19 protein-coding genes are annotated in these 20,311 nt (G+C 30.8%); 7 read left to right on the forward strand and 12 right to left on the reverse strand.

Annotated features, from left to right (window positions below):
* Positions 1-90: 90 nt before the first annotated feature.
* Entirely contained in the window at positions 91-1,422 is a 1,332-nt protein-coding gene (locus Q1A46_RS08475) for an SPFH domain-containing protein (RefSeq protein ID WP_299676653.1), read from the reverse strand.
* Positions 1,423-1,948: 526 nt separating this feature from the next.
* Here Q1A46_RS08475 and Q1A46_RS08480 point away from each other — a divergent pair.
* A complete protein-coding gene (locus Q1A46_RS08480; protein WP_299676656.1) occupies positions 1,949-2,890 on the forward strand; it encodes a calcium/sodium antiporter in 942 nt (313 codons plus the stop codon).
* Positions 2,891-2,955: 65 nt separating this feature from the next.
* On the opposite strand, the gene Q1A46_RS08485 is transcribed toward Q1A46_RS08480, so the two are convergent.
* Positions 2,956-3,969, reverse strand: a complete 1,014-nt coding sequence (locus Q1A46_RS08485) for a glutamine synthetase beta-grasp domain-containing protein (RefSeq protein WP_299676659.1) — start codon at positions 3,967-3,969, stop codon at positions 2,956-2,958.
* Between the two features lie 158 nt (positions 3,970-4,127).
* On the opposite strand from Q1A46_RS08485, the gene Q1A46_RS08490 reads away from it, so the two are divergent.
* The 3 genes from Q1A46_RS08490 (at position 4,128) to Q1A46_RS08500 (ending at position 8,037) form a co-directional block, all read left to right on the forward strand.
* Positions 4,128-6,311: a glutamine synthetase III gene (locus tag Q1A46_RS08490; RefSeq protein ID WP_299676662.1), complete on the forward strand. Its 2,184-nt coding sequence runs from the start codon at positions 4,128-4,130 to the stop codon at positions 6,309-6,311.
* 6 nt (positions 6,312-6,317) lie between these two features.
* Positions 6,318-6,794 carry a GNAT family N-acetyltransferase gene (locus Q1A46_RS08495; protein WP_299676665.1) on the forward strand — a complete coding sequence of 159 codons (477 nt, stop codon included), beginning with the start codon at positions 6,318-6,320 and terminating at the stop codon, positions 6,792-6,794.
* A gap of 64 nt (positions 6,795-6,858) precedes the next feature.
* Positions 6,859-8,037, forward strand: a complete 1,179-nt coding sequence (locus tag Q1A46_RS08500; protein ID WP_299676668.1) for an AIR synthase related protein — start codon at positions 6,859-6,861, stop codon at positions 8,035-8,037.
* 48 nt (positions 8,038-8,085) lie between these two features.
* Here the strand turns inward: Q1A46_RS08500 and Q1A46_RS08505 are convergent, their stop codons facing one another.
* The 6 genes from Q1A46_RS08505 to Q1A46_RS08530 all read right to left on the reverse strand — a co-directional run bounded on the left by Q1A46_RS08505 (position 8,086) and on the right by Q1A46_RS08530 (position 12,415).
* Positions 8,086-9,078: a hypothetical protein gene (locus tag Q1A46_RS08505; protein ID WP_299676671.1), complete on the reverse strand. Its 993-nt coding sequence runs from the start codon at positions 9,076-9,078 to the stop codon at positions 8,086-8,088.
* 103 nt (positions 9,079-9,181) lie between these two features.
* On the reverse strand, positions 9,182-9,805 hold the full coding sequence (locus Q1A46_RS08510; protein ID WP_299676674.1) for a hypothetical protein: 624 nt from the start codon (positions 9,803-9,805) through the stop codon (positions 9,182-9,184).
* Positions 9,806-9,838: 33 nt separating this feature from the next.
* On the reverse strand, positions 9,839-10,606 hold the full coding sequence (locus Q1A46_RS08515; protein WP_299676677.1) for a triacylglycerol lipase: 768 nt from the start codon (positions 10,604-10,606) through the stop codon (positions 9,839-9,841).
* Between the two features lie 173 nt (positions 10,607-10,779).
* Positions 10,780-11,379 carry a hypothetical protein gene (locus tag Q1A46_RS08520; RefSeq protein WP_299676680.1) on the reverse strand — a complete coding sequence of 200 codons (600 nt, stop codon included), beginning with the start codon at positions 11,377-11,379 and terminating at the stop codon, positions 10,780-10,782.
* Positions 11,380-11,381: 2 nt separating this feature from the next.
* Positions 11,382-11,879 carry a YceI family protein gene (locus Q1A46_RS08525; RefSeq protein WP_299676683.1) on the reverse strand — a complete coding sequence of 166 codons (498 nt, stop codon included), beginning with the start codon at positions 11,877-11,879 and terminating at the stop codon, positions 11,382-11,384.
* A 116-nt stretch (positions 11,880-11,995) separates the two neighbouring features.
* Positions 11,996-12,415 (reverse strand): Lrp/AsnC family transcriptional regulator, encoded by a 420-nt coding sequence (locus Q1A46_RS08530; protein ID WP_299676686.1) that lies wholly within the window; start codon positions 12,413-12,415, stop codon positions 11,996-11,998.
* Positions 12,416-12,514: 99 nt separating this feature from the next.
* Here Q1A46_RS08530 and Q1A46_RS08535 point away from each other — a divergent pair, with 99 nt between their 5' ends.
* Positions 12,515-13,270 (forward strand): sulfite exporter TauE/SafE family protein, encoded by a 756-nt coding sequence (locus Q1A46_RS08535; RefSeq protein ID WP_306420514.1) that lies wholly within the window; start codon positions 12,515-12,517, stop codon positions 13,268-13,270.
* Positions 13,271-13,272: 2 nt separating this feature from the next.
* On the opposite strand, the gene Q1A46_RS08540 is transcribed toward Q1A46_RS08535, so the two are convergent.
* Positions 13,273-13,698, reverse strand: coding sequence for a hypothetical protein (locus tag Q1A46_RS08540; RefSeq protein ID WP_299676689.1), 426 nt, complete (start codon positions 13,696-13,698; stop codon positions 13,273-13,275).
* A gap of 85 nt (positions 13,699-13,783) precedes the next feature.
* Between Q1A46_RS08540 and prfA the strand changes: the two genes are divergently transcribed.
* On the forward strand, positions 13,784-14,860 hold the full coding sequence (gene prfA / locus Q1A46_RS08545) for a peptide chain release factor 1 (protein WP_299676693.1): 1,077 nt from the start codon (positions 13,784-13,786) through the stop codon (positions 14,858-14,860).
* Between the two features lie 48 nt (positions 14,861-14,908).
* Positions 14,909-15,859, forward strand: a complete 951-nt coding sequence (locus Q1A46_RS08550) for an endonuclease (protein ID WP_299676696.1) — start codon at positions 14,909-14,911, stop codon at positions 15,857-15,859.
* Positions 15,860-15,927: 68 nt separating this feature from the next.
* Here Q1A46_RS08550 and glmS read toward each other — a convergent pair whose 3' ends face one another.
* Genes glmS through Q1A46_RS08565 form a run of 3 tightly spaced genes read right to left on the reverse strand, consistent with a single transcriptional unit; the run spans position 15,928 to position 20,256 of the window.
* On the reverse strand, positions 15,928-17,784 hold the full coding sequence (gene glmS / locus Q1A46_RS08555; RefSeq protein WP_299676699.1) for a glutamine--fructose-6-phosphate transaminase (isomerizing): 1,857 nt from the start codon (positions 17,782-17,784) through the stop codon (positions 15,928-15,930).
* A gap of 16 nt (positions 17,785-17,800) precedes the next feature.
* Positions 17,801-19,417: a DUF4270 family protein gene (locus tag Q1A46_RS08560; protein WP_299676702.1), complete on the reverse strand. Its 1,617-nt coding sequence runs from the start codon at positions 19,415-19,417 to the stop codon at positions 17,801-17,803.
* 17 nt (positions 19,418-19,434) lie between these two features.
* A complete protein-coding gene (locus Q1A46_RS08565; protein ID WP_299677162.1) occupies positions 19,435-20,256 on the reverse strand; it encodes a glycogen/starch synthase in 822 nt (273 codons plus the stop codon).
* Between the last annotated feature and the right edge of the window lie 55 nt (positions 20,257-20,311).

A 20,311-nucleotide genomic window follows, 5' to 3' on the forward strand; every position in this document is an offset into this window, starting at 1 on the left:
CGTTTTCACTTTTTCGTTTTCACTTTTTCGTTTTCACTTTTTCGTTTTCACTTTTTCGTTTTCACTTTTTCGTTTTCACTTTTTCGTTTTCTACTTCTTCTTTTCAATCATTTTCTTAGCTAATTCAGCGCCAATTAATGATTGTAGCAAATTCCCACTGTTCTTATTCCCTGTACTTCCTTCTATGTAGGTAGTCGGAAGTTTTAAGTCTTTCAATTCTTTAGCAACTCCCACTGCGGTTTTGTATTCCCATTCTGCTTTTTCTTGAGGTGTAAGTCCTGCGCTTACTAATTTTTGATTTTCATAGGCTTGAGCATCTGCGGCTAACTTTTTACTTTTTGCTTTGTATTGCTCAACTTCATATTGTTTCTTTTCTTTTGTTAAATTAAACTCAGCAACTTTTGCTTCTGTTTCAGCTGCAATGGTCTGTTGTATTTGTGCTTTTTCTAATCTAGCTCTTTCTTTTGCTTTTTCTGCTTCTCCTTTTGCTTTTTCTTTTTGTGCACGATAAAATTCTCTTTCAGCTTGTTGTTTTTCTAATTGTGTTTGTGCAACTTCTTCTTTTTGTAATTGTAATCTGTTGTCAAAAGTCTCTTCCCAATCAATTTCTGTAACCACAGCTTGTACTACAGTCAAACCGTATGATTTTAATGAGTTTCCTTTTACTCTTACAGGTTCGCCATTTTCCATTTTTATTCTGAATCTTTTTTGGCGTGATTCTTTATTAGGAATAGTTCTAGTTACAGTGCTGTCACCAATAATTTCTGGTTTTTGGTTTTCAGCATATTCTTCTAAAACATACATTCCATTTTCTAATTGATCCTGAAAATATCTATCGAAATCTGCAGCCTGACCGGAAATATAATCTTGAGCAGCCATAAGCTTACAAGTATTCTTTATAGATTGATCGATATTAGGTATAATTCTAGATCGTATTAAATTCTTTTCTGTTTTGTTTCTATCAGCAACTGATAAAAACTGTTTTTCATCTGAAATATCAATGCTTATCACAATTGATGTAGCAATCTTCCCCTTTACAGCGTCGTTAAATTCCCATTGACGTGATTTATCTACATAGGCATACTGACTTTGATCTCCTAATTGTCCCTTTTTATTTGGTATTACATATTTTACTGGGATTTCAAATTGTATAGGGATTAATCTTCCCCACATTTTAGTTTTTAAACCTTGTTGAAATACTGCTTTTTGTCCACCCCATGGATATTGAACAGCGTAAGCAGTTCCAGGTTCAGCATAAAAGAATATCCCAGAGGTTATACTTAATAATACACCTGTAATAATCACAGTAATACTTTTCTGTGTTGTTAACCATTCTAAATCTTTTGTTTGTTTAAAGAAGGGTTTTATTACTATAGATGTAAATCCTAATAGGATTAATAAAATTCCGAAAAATGTTAGCATAGTTAGTTTAATGTTTTAAATAGTTGTTATTAAAAAATAGTTTGAATTACACTTGATATAAGTTCAATAAAAGCTACTGTTAATTTTAATATGATAGTTATCATTTTTTAAGTTGTTTTTTAGTTAGTAATTAGATCAATTTCGAAATTGTTTGATGAATATATGACGAACGAAATATCATTACCAAATTTTTGAAATAGATTTAATCTAATTGAATTTACATATGAAGTCAAAAAAACAATAAAAGTTATAATTTGTAACTCTGTTTACTTGTGCAATGTTTTTAATTAAAACTTAAAATATCGATACTGTTTATTTATGTAATGAAATAAAGGGTGTTTTTTGGTTGTACTTTAAAAGCAAAGGAAAAATGATGTTTTAAAGAAGGAGAAAACTTGATTTTATCTTTTTGAGTAAATAAATCATTCAAATTTTCAAGATTAAAATTTGATGTTTTTTTGTTGTTGAAAATTGAAATTTAAACAACGTATAATTGTCTATATTCGCAATAAAAATTTTTAATTATATGAGTATTTTATATGTTCTTGTAGGGTTGGTGTTGCTAGTTTTTGGAGGTGATTTTTTAGTGAAAGCTTCAGTTGGGCTTTCTTTTAAGTTGAGCATATCAAAAATGGTAATAGGTATGACAGTGGTGTCTTTTGCTACTTCTGCTCCTGAATTATTGGTTAGTTTACAAGCGGCTTTAGATGGCTCGCCGGCTATTGCTATTAATAATGTGATAGGTTCCAATATTGCTAACATAGGTTTAGTTCTTGGTGTTACTGCTTTAATTGGGCCGATAGTAGTGAGTAAAGATTTTTATAAGTTAAATTGGCCTGTAATGATGCTTTTTTCGTTAGCGATCTTTTATTTTCTTCAAAATGATAATCAATTAACAAATACTGAAGGGATAACTTTATTTTTAGGTTTAGTTGTTTTCTTGGTAGTTTTAATTAAATCAGCAAAAGAAGATGATTCAGATTCAGATGAAGTTGATGATAAATTGGCTAAGATAGGTTATGGAAAAATATTCTTTTGGTTGTTAATTGGAGCTGTGGCATTGTATTTTGGTTCGGATTTATTAGTTAAAGGAGCTAAAGATTTGGCAGAAAGTGTTGGTGTTAGTGAAGGTGTGATTTCTATTACAATGATAGCGATAGGTACAAGTGTTCCTGAATTGGCAGCTTCTGTTATTGCGGCTGTAAAAGGAGAGAAGGCAATTTCATTAGGTAATTTAATTGGATCTAATATTTTTAATATAGCATCAGTTTTAGGTTTAACATCTATAATTAAGACTATTCCTGTAACTGAGCCTCAAATTTTAACTAGGGATATTTATTGGATGTTAGCTTTTGCTTTTGTAATTCTACCATTAGTTTTTATTCCTGAAAAGTTTAAATTAACTAGATTAAAAGGAGCTGTACTCTTTTTGGGGTATTGCGTTTTTATCTTTTTAGCATTTATATAGTAGATGATAGCACAAAAAAAGCTCACATAAGTTATGTGAGCTTTTTTGTTTTTTATGTTGAGATATTATTTAATATCAGCACTTTTTACAGTTTGAACGATTCTTCCTGCTACTTTGTAAGGGTCAGCATTAGAAGCCGGACGACGATCTTCTAACCATCCTTTCCATCCTTTTTCTACAGTAATAATTGGAATACGAATAGAAGCACCTCTATCAGATACACCATAACTAAAATCGTTAATAGAAGCAGTTTCGTGTAATCCTGTTAAACGTTGATCGTTGTACTCTCCGTAAACAGCAATGTGTTCTTTTGTTACAGGTCTGAAAGCTTCACATACTTTTTCGTAAACTTCTTTACTTCCGCAAGTTCTTAATAAAGTGTTAGAGAAGTTAGCGTGCATACCAGAACCATTCCAGTCACCTTTAATTGGTTTTGGGTGATATTCGATGTAGTATCCGTACTTTTCAGTTAATCTATCTAATAAATAACGAGCAACCCAAATTTCATCACCTGCTTTTTTAGCTCCTTTAGCGAATAATTGGAATTCCCACTGACCTGAAGCAACCTCTTGGTTGATTCCTTCAAAGTTTAATCCAGCAGCAATACATAAATCAGCATGCTCTTCTACAAAATCACGACCGTGAGTATTTTTACCACCTACAGAACAATAATACATTCCTTGAGGTCCAGGATAACCACCAATAGGGAATCCTAAAGGTAATTGAGTGTGAGTATCCATAATGAAGTATTCCTGCTCAAATCCAAACCAGAAATCGTTATCATCATCATCAATACCAGCTCTACCATTAGTTTCGTGTGGAGTTCCATCAGCATTTAAAACTTCAGTCATAACTAAATAACCATTATCACGTGCAGGATCTGGGTAAATAGCTACAGGTTTTAATAAACAATCAGAGTCTCCTCCTTCAGCTTGTTTTGTTGATGATCCATCAAAAGACCAAATAGGACAGTCTTCTAATTTTCCGCTAAAGTCTTCAATAACTTTAGTTTTACTTCGCATGTTTTGAGTTGGATAATATCCATCTAACCAAATGTATTCTAACTTAGATTTAGCCATGATTTTTTATAACGTTAATTAGTTTATGGTGCAAAAATGTATAATTTTTAATTTACCCCCAAATTTTTAAGGGGTAAAAAAGCTTTTTTTTAAAAATAAATAATTTACCCCCTATTTTTTTAGGGTATTAATATTAATTTAGCGCAAAATTATTAATAATGGCTACAATTAGATTTAATGCATTGCAAGAAACAATGAATAGGAAACCTATTTTTGTTGAGGAAAAGGAGAGACGTTCTAAGTTATATGCTGAATTTGTGTTTAATGAAAGGTCAATGTTGCAGTATATGACAAGTGAAGCTTATAAGAGTGTAAGAGATGCTGTTGAATTTGGACATAAAATAGATAGAAAGATTGCAGATCAAATAGCTGTAAGTATGAAAGATTGGGCTTTATCTAAAGGAGCTACACATTACACACATTGGTTTCAGCCGTTAACAGGTTCTACAGCAGAAAAACATGATGCTTTTTTTGAGACTATAGAAGGAGGTAATGCAATGGAATTATTTGATGGAGGAAAATTAGTGCAACAAGAGCCTGATGCTTCTTCTTTTCCTCATGGAGGAATTCGAAACACTTTTGAAGCTCGAGGATATACAGCATGGGATCCAACTTCGCCAGCCTTTATATACGATACTACTTTATGTATTCCGACAGTTTTTGTTGCGTATACAGGCGAAGCTTTAGATAATAAAACTCCGTTATTAAGAGCGTTACAAGCTGTTGATGATGCTTCAACTGCTGTTTGTAAATATTTTGATAAAAATGTAACTAAAGTTTCTGCTACTCTAGGTTGGGAACAAGAATATTTTTTGATAGATAAAGCTTTGGCAGCTTCTCGTCCTGATATAATGATGACTGGTAGAACTTTGTTGGGGCATGCTTCAGCAAAAGGACAACAATTAGATGATCATTACTTTGGTTCTATTCCAACTCGTATTTTAAACTTTATGCGAGATTTAGAGCAAGAATGTATGTTGCTTGGAATTCCTGTAAAAACAAGACATAATGAAGTTGCGCCGAATCAGTTTGAGGTTGCGCCAATTTTTGAGGAAGCAAACTTAGCTGTTGATCACAATTCATTATTAATGGATTTGATGAAAAAGGTTTCTCAAAAGCATAATTTTAAAGTTTTGTTTCATGAAAAGCCTTTCAAAGGAATTAATGGATCTGGAAAACATAACAATTGGAGTTTAAGCACTAATACTGGAGTTAATCTATTGAGTCCAGGAAAAACTCCAATGAAAAATCTTCAATTTTTAACCTTTTTTGTGAATACAATTAAAGCTGTTTACGAATATGAAGAATTGATAAGAGCTTCGATAGCTAGCGCGGGAAATGATCATCGATTAGGTGCAAATGAAGCTCCGCCAGCCATTATATCTGTTTTTATTGGATCTCAACTTTCTCAGGTTTTAGATGAATTAGAGAATGTAACCAAAGGAAAACTTTCTCCCAAGGAAAAAACAGATTTAAAACTCAATATTATTGGTAAAATTCCAGAAATTTTATTGGATAATACAGATAGAAATAGAACATCGCCATTTGCGTTTACAGGGAATAAGTTTGAATTAAGAGCTGTTGGTTCTTGGTCGAATTGTGCTGGTCCAATGACAGTTTTAAATACGATTATAGCGAAACAACTTAAAGATTTTAAAGTAGAAGTTGATAAGTTGGTTGATGGTAAAGGATTGAAAAAAGATGAAGCGGTTTTTAATGTTTTACGTGAATATATAAAAGCTTCAAAAGATATTCGATTCGAAGGTGATGGTTATGGTGATTCTTGGGGAAAGGAAGCAAAGAAAAGAGGGTTGAGTAATCATAGAACTACACCAGAAGCTTTAAAAGCAAAGATTAGTGATAAAAGTATTGCTGTTTTTGAGGAAATGAAAGTGATGAATCGTGTGGAGCTAGAAGCTCGTCATGAAATTGAGTTAGAAGAATACGCTAAACGAATTCAAATAGAAAGTAGGGTTTTAGGAGATATTTCTAGAAATCATGTAATTCCTACGGTAATTCAATATCAAAATACATTAATAGAAAATGTAAAGGGATTAAAAGAAATCTTTGGTAATGATTATCAAAAATATGCTTCGGAACAAATAGATTTAATTAAGAGAATATCGAATCATATTGTAGAAATTAATTCTATGATTGAAGATATGACCGATCAACGCAAAAAAGCAAATAAGTTATCTGGTCAAAAGAATGCAGAAGCGTATTGTAATAAGGTGAAACCATATTTAGAAGATATTCGTTATCATGTAGATAAATTAGAATTGTTAGTAGATGATAACTTATGGCCATTAACAAAATATAGAGAGTTATTATTTACTAAATAAGATGTTTTGAAGATTGTACCTTTTACACAAGAGCATTGGAAACAAGTAGTTAAAATTTACGAAGAGGGAATTCAAACAGGAAATGCTACTTTTCGAACTCATGTTCCAGATTGGGAAACTTGGAATTCTAATTGTCACAAACATAGTCGATTTGTGTTTATTAGTAAAGAAGAAGTTTTAGGTTGGTGTGCGTTGACTCCAGTTTCTGCCAGATTTGAATACAGAGGTGTGGCCGAGGTAAGTGTTTACATTAAATCATCTGTAACAGGAAAAGGTATTGGTTCCTTATTAATGAATAATTTGATCAAATCTTCAGAGGTAAACGGAATTTGGACTTTATATTCAAGTATGTTTCCTGAAAATATAGGAAGTGTTCGTCTTCACGAGAAATTCGGATTTAGAAAAGTTGGTTTTAGAGAAAGAATTGCTGAGCAGAATGGAGTTTGGAGAGATACAGTAATATATGAACGAAGAAGTAAATAACAGTAAATTACTTTGGTAGTCTTACCTTTTAAAGTAATTTTGCACCCAACAACAACACAAAATAATGAGTCAAGAAGTTTCTAAAAGATACGCACAAAGAGGTGTTTCTGCATCTAAAGAAGATGTGCATAATGCGATTAAGAATATCGACAAAGGTTTATTTCCTAAAGCATTTTGTAAAATCGTGCCAGATTATTTAACGAATGATGATGAACATTGCTTAATTATGCATGCAGATGGTGCTGGAACAAAATCATCTTTAGCATATATGTATTGGAAAGAAACTGGAGATGTTTCTGTATGGAAAGGTATTGCTCAAGATGCGTTAATCATGAATATAGATGATTTATTATGTGTCGGAGCTACAGATAATATTATGTTATCTTCTACTATAGGAAGAAACAAGAATTTAATTCCAGGTGAAGTTTTATCGGCAATTATAAATGGAACGGAAGAGTTAATTACTGAGTTGAAAGAATTTGGTGTTACAATTCATTCAACTGGTGGTGAAACTGCAGATGTTGGAGATTTAGTACGTACAATTATTGTAGATTCTACGGTAACTGCTCGTATGAAGCGCGAAAATGTAATTGATAATGCGAATATTCAAGCCGGAGATGTAATTGTAGGGTTGGCTTCTTTTGGTCAAGCTTCTTATGAAAAGGAATACAACGGAGGAATGGGAAGCAACGGATTAACATCTGCTCGTCACGATGTTTTCAATAATTATTTAGCTGAAAAATATCCAGAAAGTTTTGATGCTGCTGTACCTGCTGATTTAGTATATTCTGGAAATGTTAAGCTTACTGATGAAGTTGAAAATTCACCAATTGATGCTGGTAGATTAGTGCTTTCTCCAACAAGAACATATGCACCAATTATTAAGGCGATTTTATCAAAATATAAATCAGATTCAATTCACGGAATGATTCATTGTTCTGGTGGAGCGCAAACAAAAATTTTACACTTTGTAGATAATCTTCATATTGTAAAAGATAATATGTTCGAAATTCCACCATTATTTAAATTGATACAAGAGCAATCGAAAACAGATTGGAAAGAAATGTATCAAGTATTTAACTGTGGACATCGAATGGAGCTTTATGTGAAACCAGATGTTGCTGAAGAAATTATTAAAATTTCGAAATCATTTAATGTAGATGCTAAAATTGTTGGTAGAGTAGAAGCTTCAGATAATAAGAAGTTAACTATAAAAAGTGAATTTGGAACTTTTGAATACTAAAATATTGTAAGCCTCATTTATGAGGCTTTTTTTATATTTTGAATTTACTTATTTCTTCTGATTTAATTCTGTTAATCGTTTTTTGATGAATTCAATTAAAGGTTCTAAATCTTGTTGTTTTTCATGTCTTTTAACTATTTGTCCATTTTCCACCCAACATGATGGGAAATGTTTCCAAAAGCGCGAAATAAAAATTTTAGCAGTATTATCTTCATCACTTTTCACAAAATCATAGTCAATTAATATTACTGGGATTTTTTTATCCGTGTTTTCCGATATACGAGTTAAAATCTTACTTCCTATGCTGAACGTGTAACCACTCCAGCTAGCTACTCCGCAAACCAAAGCATAATCTATAGATTCGATATTAAAATTTTCATCTCCTTGAATTAATTTATAATCGAATTTCCCATTGTTTAATACTTTACTTAATATTCCTTCTTCAATTAAAACTCTTCTGTTTTTAGCTTTTTTTATTTGGTTTTCATTCTGTTGTGTCAATGTATTTGTTTTAGTTTTTTTGATTTTATAATCAGGTTGTTTTACCGGTCTAAATTCTAGTAGTTTTTGTAGACTTTTGAAGTTTTTCATCATGTAAGTAAAGTCTTGTTTGCACAAATAGAACATTCCATTTGTTTTTCTAATTACAAGCTCATTACGATTTCTGAAAAAATCAACAACGCTATCTATTTTTTTATGATTAGAAGAGAATAAAGTTTTATTTTTTAATAAGAAGTAAGTATTGTTGAGATAAATTATCTTTTTATAATAGGGTTTATATATGATTTCATTCTTTTTGTTGATGACCCCATATGTAACAGGATAATATTTTTCCTTTTTAGGAGAGAAAATGAAATGTGTTGAATCTGTTTTCTTAAGATATGAATAGTTAGTTCCAAATTCTTTATTAAACTGAAGTAAGATATTATCTGTTTCAGACTTGTTTTCGATTTGTGCATTTAATACAGAGCAAAAACAAATTAGCGTAATTGAGAATATAGTTTCAAGTAAATGGTTTATGTCAGTTTTTTTATAAGACATAATGAGTTGAATTATTGTTTTTTACTTGTCAAAAATAATAAAACTCCAAGTTCATATTGTTTTAAAATGAATTTGGAGTAATGAATTCTTAAAAGTGTTTTTACTAACTAATTCGTACAGTTAAATACCAACCACCATCATTGTCTGCTGACCAATTATCATTAGCAGCTATTTGTAATACTGTGTCTTGAGCTGCTGTTATGGTTCCAGCTGATCCTATGAATACAGGTAATCCTCCAGCTTGAGCAACCAAACTATTTTTAGTTAAACCAGGAGCTGGAGCACCATGATCTGCAGTTACATTGAATTCGCCATTTGGGCTAAAAGGCCAACTTCCCCATGGTCCGAAAGTTATAATTCCTGAAGCTGTGATATGTACGGTCTCACCTTTTTTAATTTCAATTCCTGTGCTTTTCCATCCTTGATGTTTTGCTCCAATTCGCTCACTAAAAACTCTACCAGATGCAATATTTAATTCTTTATTTTCAGTTTTCAACATGCTAGAAACTCCATCTAATAATCCTATAAAAGTTTTTAAGCTTTTAATCCAGTTTTTAGGTAAGATAAGTGTGCCTTGAAGCGCAATCAAAATAGGTCTAGTAATTTTATAAATCTTATCTATTTCTATAAGCATATCTTTAGAAACAATCTCTTCTTCTAATACTGGTTTTATTGTTAAATTCTCTTTATTGTCATCTATAAGTTGATTGATTTTTTCAAAATCCATAATTAATGTTTTTAATTTTTTTTGATTTCTAATTTATACGAACAACCTTTTGCAAAGTCTGAATACCGGGTTAAGAAATTTTGGATCTTTGCCTCTACCGTGAGGGTCAAAACCAACAGCACCAGTTCCGTATTTTAGGTGAATTCTTTCTCTATGTCTAATTCCGTTCAGTTTTTTAGCTAAAGCACTTTCAAGATATACTACTGTATCGTTGTCATGATGACCTCTAAAATCTTCATAAGTAATTCCAAAACAATAGTATTTATGTCGATTATTAATGTCATTTTCGTTATGATTTAGCTGGTGTAAAACTTCACTATATGGCATTATAGATTGTGGTCCTGGTGATGGAGCGAAAAAAAATGATGGAGCTATTCCTTCGTGTGGACTACAAATAGTGATTAGATTTTTAACATGAAAGCCTTTCGAGATCATTGATCTAGCTACAATTCCCCCCATGCTGTAAGCTACTATAGTACAATCGTTGAAAGATAAACCTTGTTTTGCTATTCTGTTTAAGATAGATTGGGCGCCCATATCAAATGAATCTCCAGTTTTATATGATATGTTCCATGTTCTATATTTTTTACCTCTAAGTTGACGTAATAGTGTCTGATTTATTTCATTCATCATTTCTTTATTAGAACTGAAAAAACCAGTAGGATTGAAACCATGTAATAATATCACGTCTTTAACTTTTGTATTCGATTCGGTTGATAAATCATTAGAATCAATTCGTTCTATACTAAAATCTTCAATTACTATCTCGGTAGTTTCATTTATGTAGTTATAATTCTCCATTTTCAATTATTTTGTATTCGTTTAATTATTCAATTTGATCAAATAGAATTTTAATTCGAAGTAAAATTATTTAGAAAACAGTTTTTTTATATACATACAAATAGGTAATTGTTTGTGAGGTAGTTGTTTAAGAGGGTTTCTGTGTTGAGTGATGAATGATGAAGTGTTTAGGTTTAATTACATAAACCTTCGATTAAATCTATGTTTTTTAGCATAATCCATGTTTTGTGGTTGTATTTTTTAGGGGAAAATTTAAAAAGAAGAATGTTTTTCTGATCAGTTTTACAATACGTATTTTCTATAATTACATTTAGCTTTAATCCAGTATTTGTAGCAAATCTATCATAAGTTGTAATTACTCCTTTGTATGTAGTTTTATCTTTGTGTAGCTTCGCTACTGCTTTATGTTTTTTTAAGTCTTTATTGTTTTCAATATTGTTTAAACCGTCAAAATATAGCTGTAAGTTTATCTCTAATTCATCTTTAGTAATTTCTCTATTTAAATCAATATTCCATACATAAACATAAGACCAAAAGTTTTGATGATCTGGATTCCTCCATCCTTCAGGTGGAAATCTAACTTCTGCTATTCCTTTGTAAATTATATTCTTAGCAAAAGGGATCGGAAATGAAAAAATTTCTTTTCCCCAAGAATTGTCCAATTCAATAATAGAAGATTTAGCGTTTTTGTAGTTATAATGTTGTTCTTTCTTTTGAGGAAAAAGAAGTAAAATTTGAAGCAAGAATAATAAAGTTAATACTGTCTTTTTCATAATTATAATTTTATTATAACTTCAAATCCTAAAGCATCAGAAATAGCATAATCTTTTACTTTGCTAGTGTAGTTTACATTCCATTTTCTTCGGTCTATTTTAAAACGCGTATTCATTTCTTTTTTATCAAAATCAAAATTAGCTCTGAAATTAATAGGTTTTGTAATTCCTAAACTTGTTAATGGAAATTTTTCAACATCAAAAAAATCCGGATCTTTTAAGTGATTAATTAAACTCTCTTTTCCTTCTTGTTCTTTAATATCACTGTTAGTCATCGAACTCATATCTATTATAAATTCACCGCCAGTAATTTTATCTCCTTTTTTTATAAAGAAACCTTCCTTAAATTTTATATAGCCGTCATGTCTGCCAAAATGAAATGTAAGTTCTCCAGTCCACTTAATTGTGCTCTGTTCAGTGTTTATACTTATTTTTTCTTGAGCATTACTGTTTAAAATTAGGGAAACTAGAGTCACAAATAGGATAATAATTTTTCTCATTGATTTAGATTTTTAAATTCTGAGTAAAACTATTTTTGATATTCGTGAAAAGTGTCAAACGATTGTAAAAGAAGTGTAAAAAACTTGTCAATAAATTCTTAATTACAATTTGATTTTTAGTTTTTAGTAATTTCAGATAAAATTAAATGAGTTGTTGTGTCTCCATAATCAATTAATTTATCTATGAATTCCTGTAAATGTAATTGATTTCTTAAAGCTACTTTCATATGAATATTTTGTGATCCAGTAATTCGATAAGCTTTTTTAATTTCCGAAAATTGAAGAGAATCTTTCATAAAGATCTTCAGTTTTCCACTATATAATTTCAGTATGATAAAAGCTTCTATTCCGTAACCAATTTTTGCGTAATCTATATCTGCTGAATATTTTTTAATTACTTCATTGTCTTCAAGCTTTTGAACTCTTTCTCGAACAGCAGAAGGAGATAAGTTGATTTTTCTGCCTATGTCGGCAAATGATATTCTAGAATTTGCTTGTATTTCTTTAAGGATAGAAAGATCTATTTCATCAACCATTGAATCGTTTGTTTGTTTAGTTTAAAAAAATGAATTCAACTTGATATTTCATAAAACACAACTGAATTAATTTCCTACTAAAGTAATGGGTTTTTAATTTTGATTCAAAATTTTATTGATTTTTCTATCATGGCTCTAAGTGTTTTTTTAATATTGATATTAGCAATTTTTCTAGGTTTTTTTATACAAACAGTAGTTGGTTTTGCTGGTGCTTTAGTTGCTTTGCCAATTTTATTAATAAGTATGAGTTTGCAGGATGCAATTGCTTATTTGGCATTGTTTTATTTGTATTCTAGTATCATTTTAGTTTCTAAAGAATGGAAGAATATAGATAAATCGGTAATTTTTAAATTAATTTTAGCTACAATTATAGGTGTGACTATAGGTATTTGGGTGTTGCAATTTGGAAAACCTTTAGTTCTTAAAAAAATGCTCGGATTCTTTATTTTATTATACGTTATCTATACTACATTTCTAATTAAAAATGAAGGAGTAAAAAATCCAAAACTTGGGTTTGTTTTCGGTTTGTTTGGTGGTTTTTTTTCAGGATTATTTTCTACAGGCGGACCTTTATACGTTATGGTTGTGAAAAACGCTGTTGTAGATATGAAAGTGTTTAGAGCTACAATGATCGGTGTTTTAGCTTTGATTACAATTACCAGAGTGCCAATTCTATTTGTGCAAGATATACTTACAGTGAATCATGTTTACGATTCGCTACTTGTTATTCCTGTTTTTTTATTAGCAACATTTTTAGGTAAGAAACTTTATTCTAAACTTAATGAAAAGGCGATGAAAAATATGGTTTTAAGTTTGCTTTTTATTTCAGGTATTGTTTTATTGATAAAGAGCTAAAACTACTTTATTTTATCAAAAACAAAATCAATTGCAAAGTCGTTATTAGCAACTTTAGCTTTTAATTGTTTACCTTCTAACCAATAGGAAATTACCTTAGGAAATTCATTACTTGGATTTGTACAAGTTAATGAGTTTTTAGTTAGTTCAGTGATCTCAAATAATGTTGGATTTTGATTCACACCTGTTACTTGTAAATATTTATTTCCTTTAAATTCAACGATTGATAAAATCTCTTTAAAAACAGTATCTTTTTCTTGAAGAGAATATCCAATTCCATTAAAATTCTGATTCCATATTTCAAAAGTTTCTTTAGAACCTTCGTTATTAACACGTTTCCATTTTCCTATTAAAAAATCCGGATTTGTTACTTCTTGCTTGCAAGAGACGATTATCAAAAGAAAAAAAATAAAAAATAGCTGTTTCATATCAAACAATTTTTGTTCATACACTGATTTCCAGTACAACAAATTTAAAGAAAAGTCGTAAATTCGCACACCAACGAAAAGAATAATGCTAGATAAATTACAGATTGTTAAACAACGTTTTGATGAGGTATCAGATTTAATCATTCAACCGGATATTATTTCTGATCAAAAACGTTATGTTCAGTTAAATAAGGAATATAAAGATTTAGGTAAAGTTGTTAAAAAAGCGGACGAATATCAAACGCTTTTAAACAATATAGATGAGGCTAAAGAAATCATTGCAGATGGAAGTGATGCAGAAATGGTTGAAATGGCTAAAATGGAGATGGATGAAGCTAAAAATAGAATTCCAACTTTAGAAGAAGAAATCAAATTTTTATTAATTCCTAAAGATCCTGAAGATGGTAAAAATGCTGTAGTTGAATTACGTGCTGGAACAGGAGGAGATGAGGCAAGTATTTTCGCTGGAGATTTATTTAGAATGTATTCTAAATATTGTGAAGGTAGAGGTTGGAAAGTTTCTATTGTAGATTATAGTGAAGGAACAAATGGTGGATTTAAAGAAATTCAGTTCGAAGTTTCAGGTGAAGATGTTTACGGAACTTTAAAATTCGAGGCTGGAGTACATCGTGTACAACGTGTACCTCAAACAGAAACTCAAGGTAGAGTTCATACTTCTGCTGCAACTTGTATGGTTTTCCCTGAAGCTGAAGAGTTTGATGTTGAAATTAATCCAAAAGATGTTCGTATCGATTTCTTCTGTTCATCTGGACCTGGAGGTCAGTCTGTAAATACAACATATTCAGCAGTTCGTTTAACACATATTCCAACAGGATTAGTTGCACAATGTCAGGATCAGAAATCTCAGCACAAAAACAAAGAAAAAGCATTTAAAGTATTACGTTCTCGTTTATATGATTTAGAGTTGGCTAAAAAGCAAGCTGAAGATGCAGCAAAAAGAGGTTCTATGGTAACTTCTGGTGATCGTTCGGCTAAGATTAGAACATATAATTATCCACAAGGTCGTGTTACAGATCATAGAATTGGATTAACACTTTACGATTTACAAAATATTGTAAATGGAGATATTCAAAAAATTATAGATGAGCTTATGCTTGCTGAAAATACTTCTAAATTAAAAGAGTTAGGAGAAACAATTTAATAAAGACGCAACCAAAAGGTTGCGTTTTTAGTTTACGAAATATTACTAATGAACTACAGTAGAGATAAAATCATTAATATCGCTTTTTATAATGTTGAAAATCTATTTGATACAATAGATGATCCGTTAACTAATGATGACAAATTTACACCAACAGGTGAGCGAAAATGGAATCATAAAAGATATTTTAAAAAGCTTCAGAAAATTAGTTATGTAATTTCTCAAATAGGGAAAGATTCATCTAATGAAGCTCCAGCAATTGTTGGTTTAGTTGAGGTAGAAAATACTAAAGTATTGAATGACTTAATTCATCAAAAAAAACTTTTCGAATATGGTTATAGATATGTTCATTTTGAATCAAAAGATGAACGAGGAATTGATACAGCTTTACTCTACAGAGATCAATTTTTTGATCCTGTAAATAGTAGAAAAATTCAATTCGATTTTATTGATGAAAATGGAGAAAGAGATCATACAAGAGATGTTTTATTAGTTTCTGGTTTTTTAAATGGAGATTTAATTCACATTATCGTAAATCATTGGCCGTCTAGAAGAGAAGGTGAAGAGATTACTAGACATAAAAGAATAAAAGCAGCTAAAGTAGTTAAACAAGTAATTGAGGAAATAAAAGAAGAAGATCAACAGGCAAAGATTATTATTATGGGAGATTTTAATGATAATCCATCTTCAGAAAGTATTAAAGATTATTTAGTTTCAGAAGATTTTTATAATCCGATGTTAAATCTTCATGCTAAAGGATTAGGTTCTTTAACGTACAAAAAAGAATGGTTTTTATTCGATCAAATTATCGTTTCTAAGAACTTATTAGATGGTGAAGTTGAACACAAGTTCATAGCAGCAAAAATTTTTAATAAAAGATGGCTAAAAACTCATAAAGGAAAACGTAAAGGAAGTCCATTTAGAACATATATTGGACCATGGTATAAGGGAGGTTTTTCAGATCACTTTCCCATTTATGCAAGTTTTTTAAAAAAGTAACCTAAAAAATAGGAATAAAAAAAACCAGCTGATAAAGCTGGTTTTTGTTTTATTTCTCTACTCTACTACTACTCAACAGTAACAGATTTTGCTAAGTTTCTAGGCTGATCAACATTCTTTCCTAACATTACTGCAATGTGATATGATAGTAATTGAAAAGGAATTGTTGTTAATAACGGTGTAAAAGCTTCTTCGGTTTCAGGAATTTCAATTACATGATCTGCAATTTCTTTTACAGTTTCATCACCTTCAGTAACAATTGCAATAATCTTTCCGCTTCTCGATTTAATCTCTTGAATATTACTTACTACTTTTTCGTAGTGACCTTTTCTTGTAGCTATAACAAAAACAGGCATATTCTCATCGATTAAAGCAATAGGTCCATGTTTCATTTCAGCTGCAGGATATCCTTCAGCATGGATGTAAGAAATTTCTTTAAGCTTTAAAGCACCTTCTAATGCAACTGGAAAATTGAATCCTCTACCTAAATATAAACAGTTTGTTGCGTCTTTATAATGATATGCAATTTCTTGAACCTCTTTGTCTATTTTCAATAAATTCTCAACCTGACTAGGAATTTGCTGCATAGTTTGTAAATACTTATTTACAGCAGTTTTAGATAAAGTACCTTTCGCTTGAGCTAACTTTAATGAAATTAAAGAAAGTATTGTAATCTGAGTTGTAAATGCTTTTGTAGATGCAACTCCGATTTCTGGTCCTGCATGAGTATAAGCGCCAGCATGAGTCTCTCTTGCAATAGAAGATCCTACAACATTACAAATTCCAAATACAAAGGCTCCTTTAGATTTAGCAAGTTTAATTGCTGCTAGTGTATCAGCTGTTTCACCAGATTGTGAAATAGCAATAACTACATCTTTTGGAGTTATAATAGGATTTCTGTATCTAAATTCAGAAGCATACTCTACTTCAACAGGAATTCTGGCCATGTCTTCAAGAAGATATTCTCCAACTAATCCAGCATGCCAAGATGTACCGCAAGCGATAACGATGATTCTATCTGCATTTAAAAATTTAGAGATATTATCATCAATACCAGCCATTCGAATAATCCCCTCATTAGCTAGCATTCTTCCTCTGAATGTATCAGTAATAGCTTTTGGTTGTTCGTAAATTTCCTTTAACATGAAATGATCATAACCACCTTTTTCGATTTGATCTAAATTCAATTTTAATTCTTGAATTTTAGCATCAACTGGTTTGTCGTTATCTATTTTACGAACACGTATTCCTCTTCCTTTTTTTATGATTGCAAGTTCACCATCTTCTAAGTAAACAGCGTCTTTTGTAAATTCTATAAATGGAGAAGCATCAGAAGCAACAAAAAACTCTTCATTGTTTTTTCCAACACCAATAGCTATTGGACTTCCCAAACGTGCTACTACTAATTCGTTAGGTTTTGTTTTGTCAAAAACCGCAATAGCATATGCTCCAATAACGTTAGTTAAAGCTAATTGAACAGCTTTACCTAATTTGCAACCTTCTTTGTCTTTAATTTCTTCAATAAGATTAACTAAAACTTCAGTGTCAGTATCACTCTGAAATTGGTAACCTCTAGAGATTAGTTCTTTTCTAATGGTGTCATAATTTTCAATAATACCATTATGAACAATGACTAAATTTCCAGATTGAGAAAAGTGTGGATGAGAATTGACATTATTAGGAACTCCGTGAGTTGCCCATCTTGTATGACCAATACCAATTTTACCTATTTTTCTAGATTCATCGTTATTGGTGATAACTTCCAAGTCAGAAACTTTCCCTTTAGTTTTTGATAGTTTCATTTCCGAACCATCATACATCATTATTCCAGCACTGTCATATCCTCTGTATTCTAGTCTCTTTAAACCATTAATTACGATTGGATAAGCATTTCTTTCTCCTATGTAACCAGTAATTCCACACATAATTTTTAGGCTTTAATTAATTGTCGTCTTTTTCTTCTGTAAATGAAATAGTCAATTTAGCTCTCTTTTCACCGTTACTAGCAGAATTATTTAAAATTGTAACTCCTCTAGGATTCCAGTTGTAAGTTTCTACATTCAAACTTCTTAGTATTCCTGTGTTTGGATCAACTGCTAAATCTGTAGGTGTGTTGAAAACTCTTAAAACTAAAGGTGAATTTTCTTGAAGTTCACCAGAAATTAAATCAGAAACATAATCCGTTATTCCAAAAGAATAAGAACTAGGTTTAGAATCTTCTAATTGTAATGTACCTCCGAATAAAATTGGTCCTTCAGTTATTGCGTCTTTAATTTGTTCGTCACCATCAGCAGTTTCTCTATATAGTAACATACGTAATGGAACTGATGTTGTATCTCTAGATGCATCAATATTGAAAGTTAGTGTGGCGTCATTAACTAGGATATTTCTATCTTTTAAATCCTGAAGATCAGTGGCGTTTAAAATATTAATTCTTGCCATACTTCCTGCAGTTCCTTGAATGTTGAAGCTATTAGCAGGAGGTGTATTTTGAACTGGAGACATTGTATATTTACTATTTCTAACTCTATTCAATGGGAAAGAGTAGTTTCTAGCTAATGTGTCTTTTAGTGTAAGAGCTGTTTCTCCTTCTTTAATCTCATAACGAGTTATTGTGTAATAAAACTCAACTGAACCAGAGTTTGTGTTTCCTGTTAACTGGAAAGGAACCATTGCTCCTTCTGTAGCGTTAGTTTCAACTTTAATTCCTTTAAAGTAGTTGTTAAAAGCTACAGAGTTTTCAAATTCAGGTCCGCTAAAACGATCCCAGAACATGGTTTTCATTTTATCAGTATCCAAAGGAACTACTAAAAACGGGTTTGGAGCAGCACTCGTATTTCCATTGTTTAACTTAATAGTATCTAAATAAGTACCGCTAACATTTCCCATAAGATCACTAACGCTTCTTGTAATAACATACATTGTATCGTTAGGATTTGGCATGAATTCGAAACCTAAATCTTCATTTAAAATTTCTGTTCCAGCATAATTGAAATCAGATTGAAAACTATTAGTTTCTGTTGGGTTACTAGGATCTAAAGTGTTTAAAAATGTTTCATTAACAATTACTGATAATGGCATTTTTTTAGTAGCGTCTCCTAATACAGAATCTAATCTGAATTTTGGAAGGTTGTCAGAAGTTGTTCTAATGTTTGTTGCTGTATATGGAAGTTTTAAAACTACTCTATCCAATTGAAAGAAAGAATCAACTTTTCTTAAAGGAAATTCATCATCTACATCTACAGCACTTTGTACATCTGCAGTTTTAGGGTTTGGTGTAGAAACGCTTAATTGACTCACAAAAGAAGCGTTAATTGATTTATAATCATTGTTGTTATAAACTCCTAACCAGTATTCGCCTAAAGAACCAATTGCTATATTATCTGCTCTAACAGAACTGATATCTACAGGAGTAATTTCTACTTCAAGAGTTACCTTGTCTGTACTGAATTCGTTATTGCTAATTACATTTCCTCCTATTTCTCTAAAATCTTTCTCACAAGACATCACCAAAAGAAAGCTTATGAAAGCTAGAGATATATAAAAAATCTTTTTCATTATTTAAATTTGATAAATTAAGAATCTTGAAGCTCTAATACGTTTTCTCTATAAAAATCTAGATAAGCTTCAGTTAAATACTCTTCAGATTGGTAGTCAAGAACAGTAACGCCACTTTCAGAAATGAATTGTTCTAAATCTTCAGAAAAATCAGAACTTCCTTTAATAATAGCATCTGAATTTAAGATTGCGTTTCTTAAAATATTTTCTTGATTTGGAGTTTGAAGATGAGATACAGTGTCGTTGTCTATTTTATCAAACTTTACTTTATCAATAAGTTTAGGATTTAATTCTCCTGGGAATTCATTACTGTATAAAGAAGTAACGATTTTACTTTCACTGAATAAAGGTTCTTCTTTGTAAAATTCTTTTAAGTATAAAGGTAATAAAGAAGCCATCCATCCGTGAACATGAATAATATCTGGTGCCCAGTTTAATTTCTTTACAGTTTCTACTACACCTTTAGCAAAGAAGATCATTCTTTCATCATTATCATCGAATAACTTATCATCTTCGTCTGTGTAAATAGCTTTACGCTTAAAATATTCATCGTTATCAATGAAGTATACTTGCATTCTTTCTTTAGGAATAGAAGCAACTTTTATGATTAAAGGCATATCCATATCGTCGATGATAAGATTCATCCCTGATAAACGAATCACTTCGTGTAGTTGATGCCTTCTTTCGTTGATTACCCCAAAACGAGGCATAAAAATTCGCGTTTGAACCCCCTTAGAATGTGCATATTTAGCAACATTAAACGCCGTAGATGATAATTCTGTTTCTGGTAAATATGGAATTACTTCCGAAGAAACATATAATATTCTCTTATCCTTCATTAAATCGAACTCTTTATAAAGCGGCAAAACTACGAAATTTTATGCTAAAATCCTG

Source organism: uncultured Tenacibaculum sp., assembly GCF_947502995.1.
Lineage (GTDB): Bacteria > Bacteroidota > Bacteroidia > Flavobacteriales > Flavobacteriaceae > Polaribacter.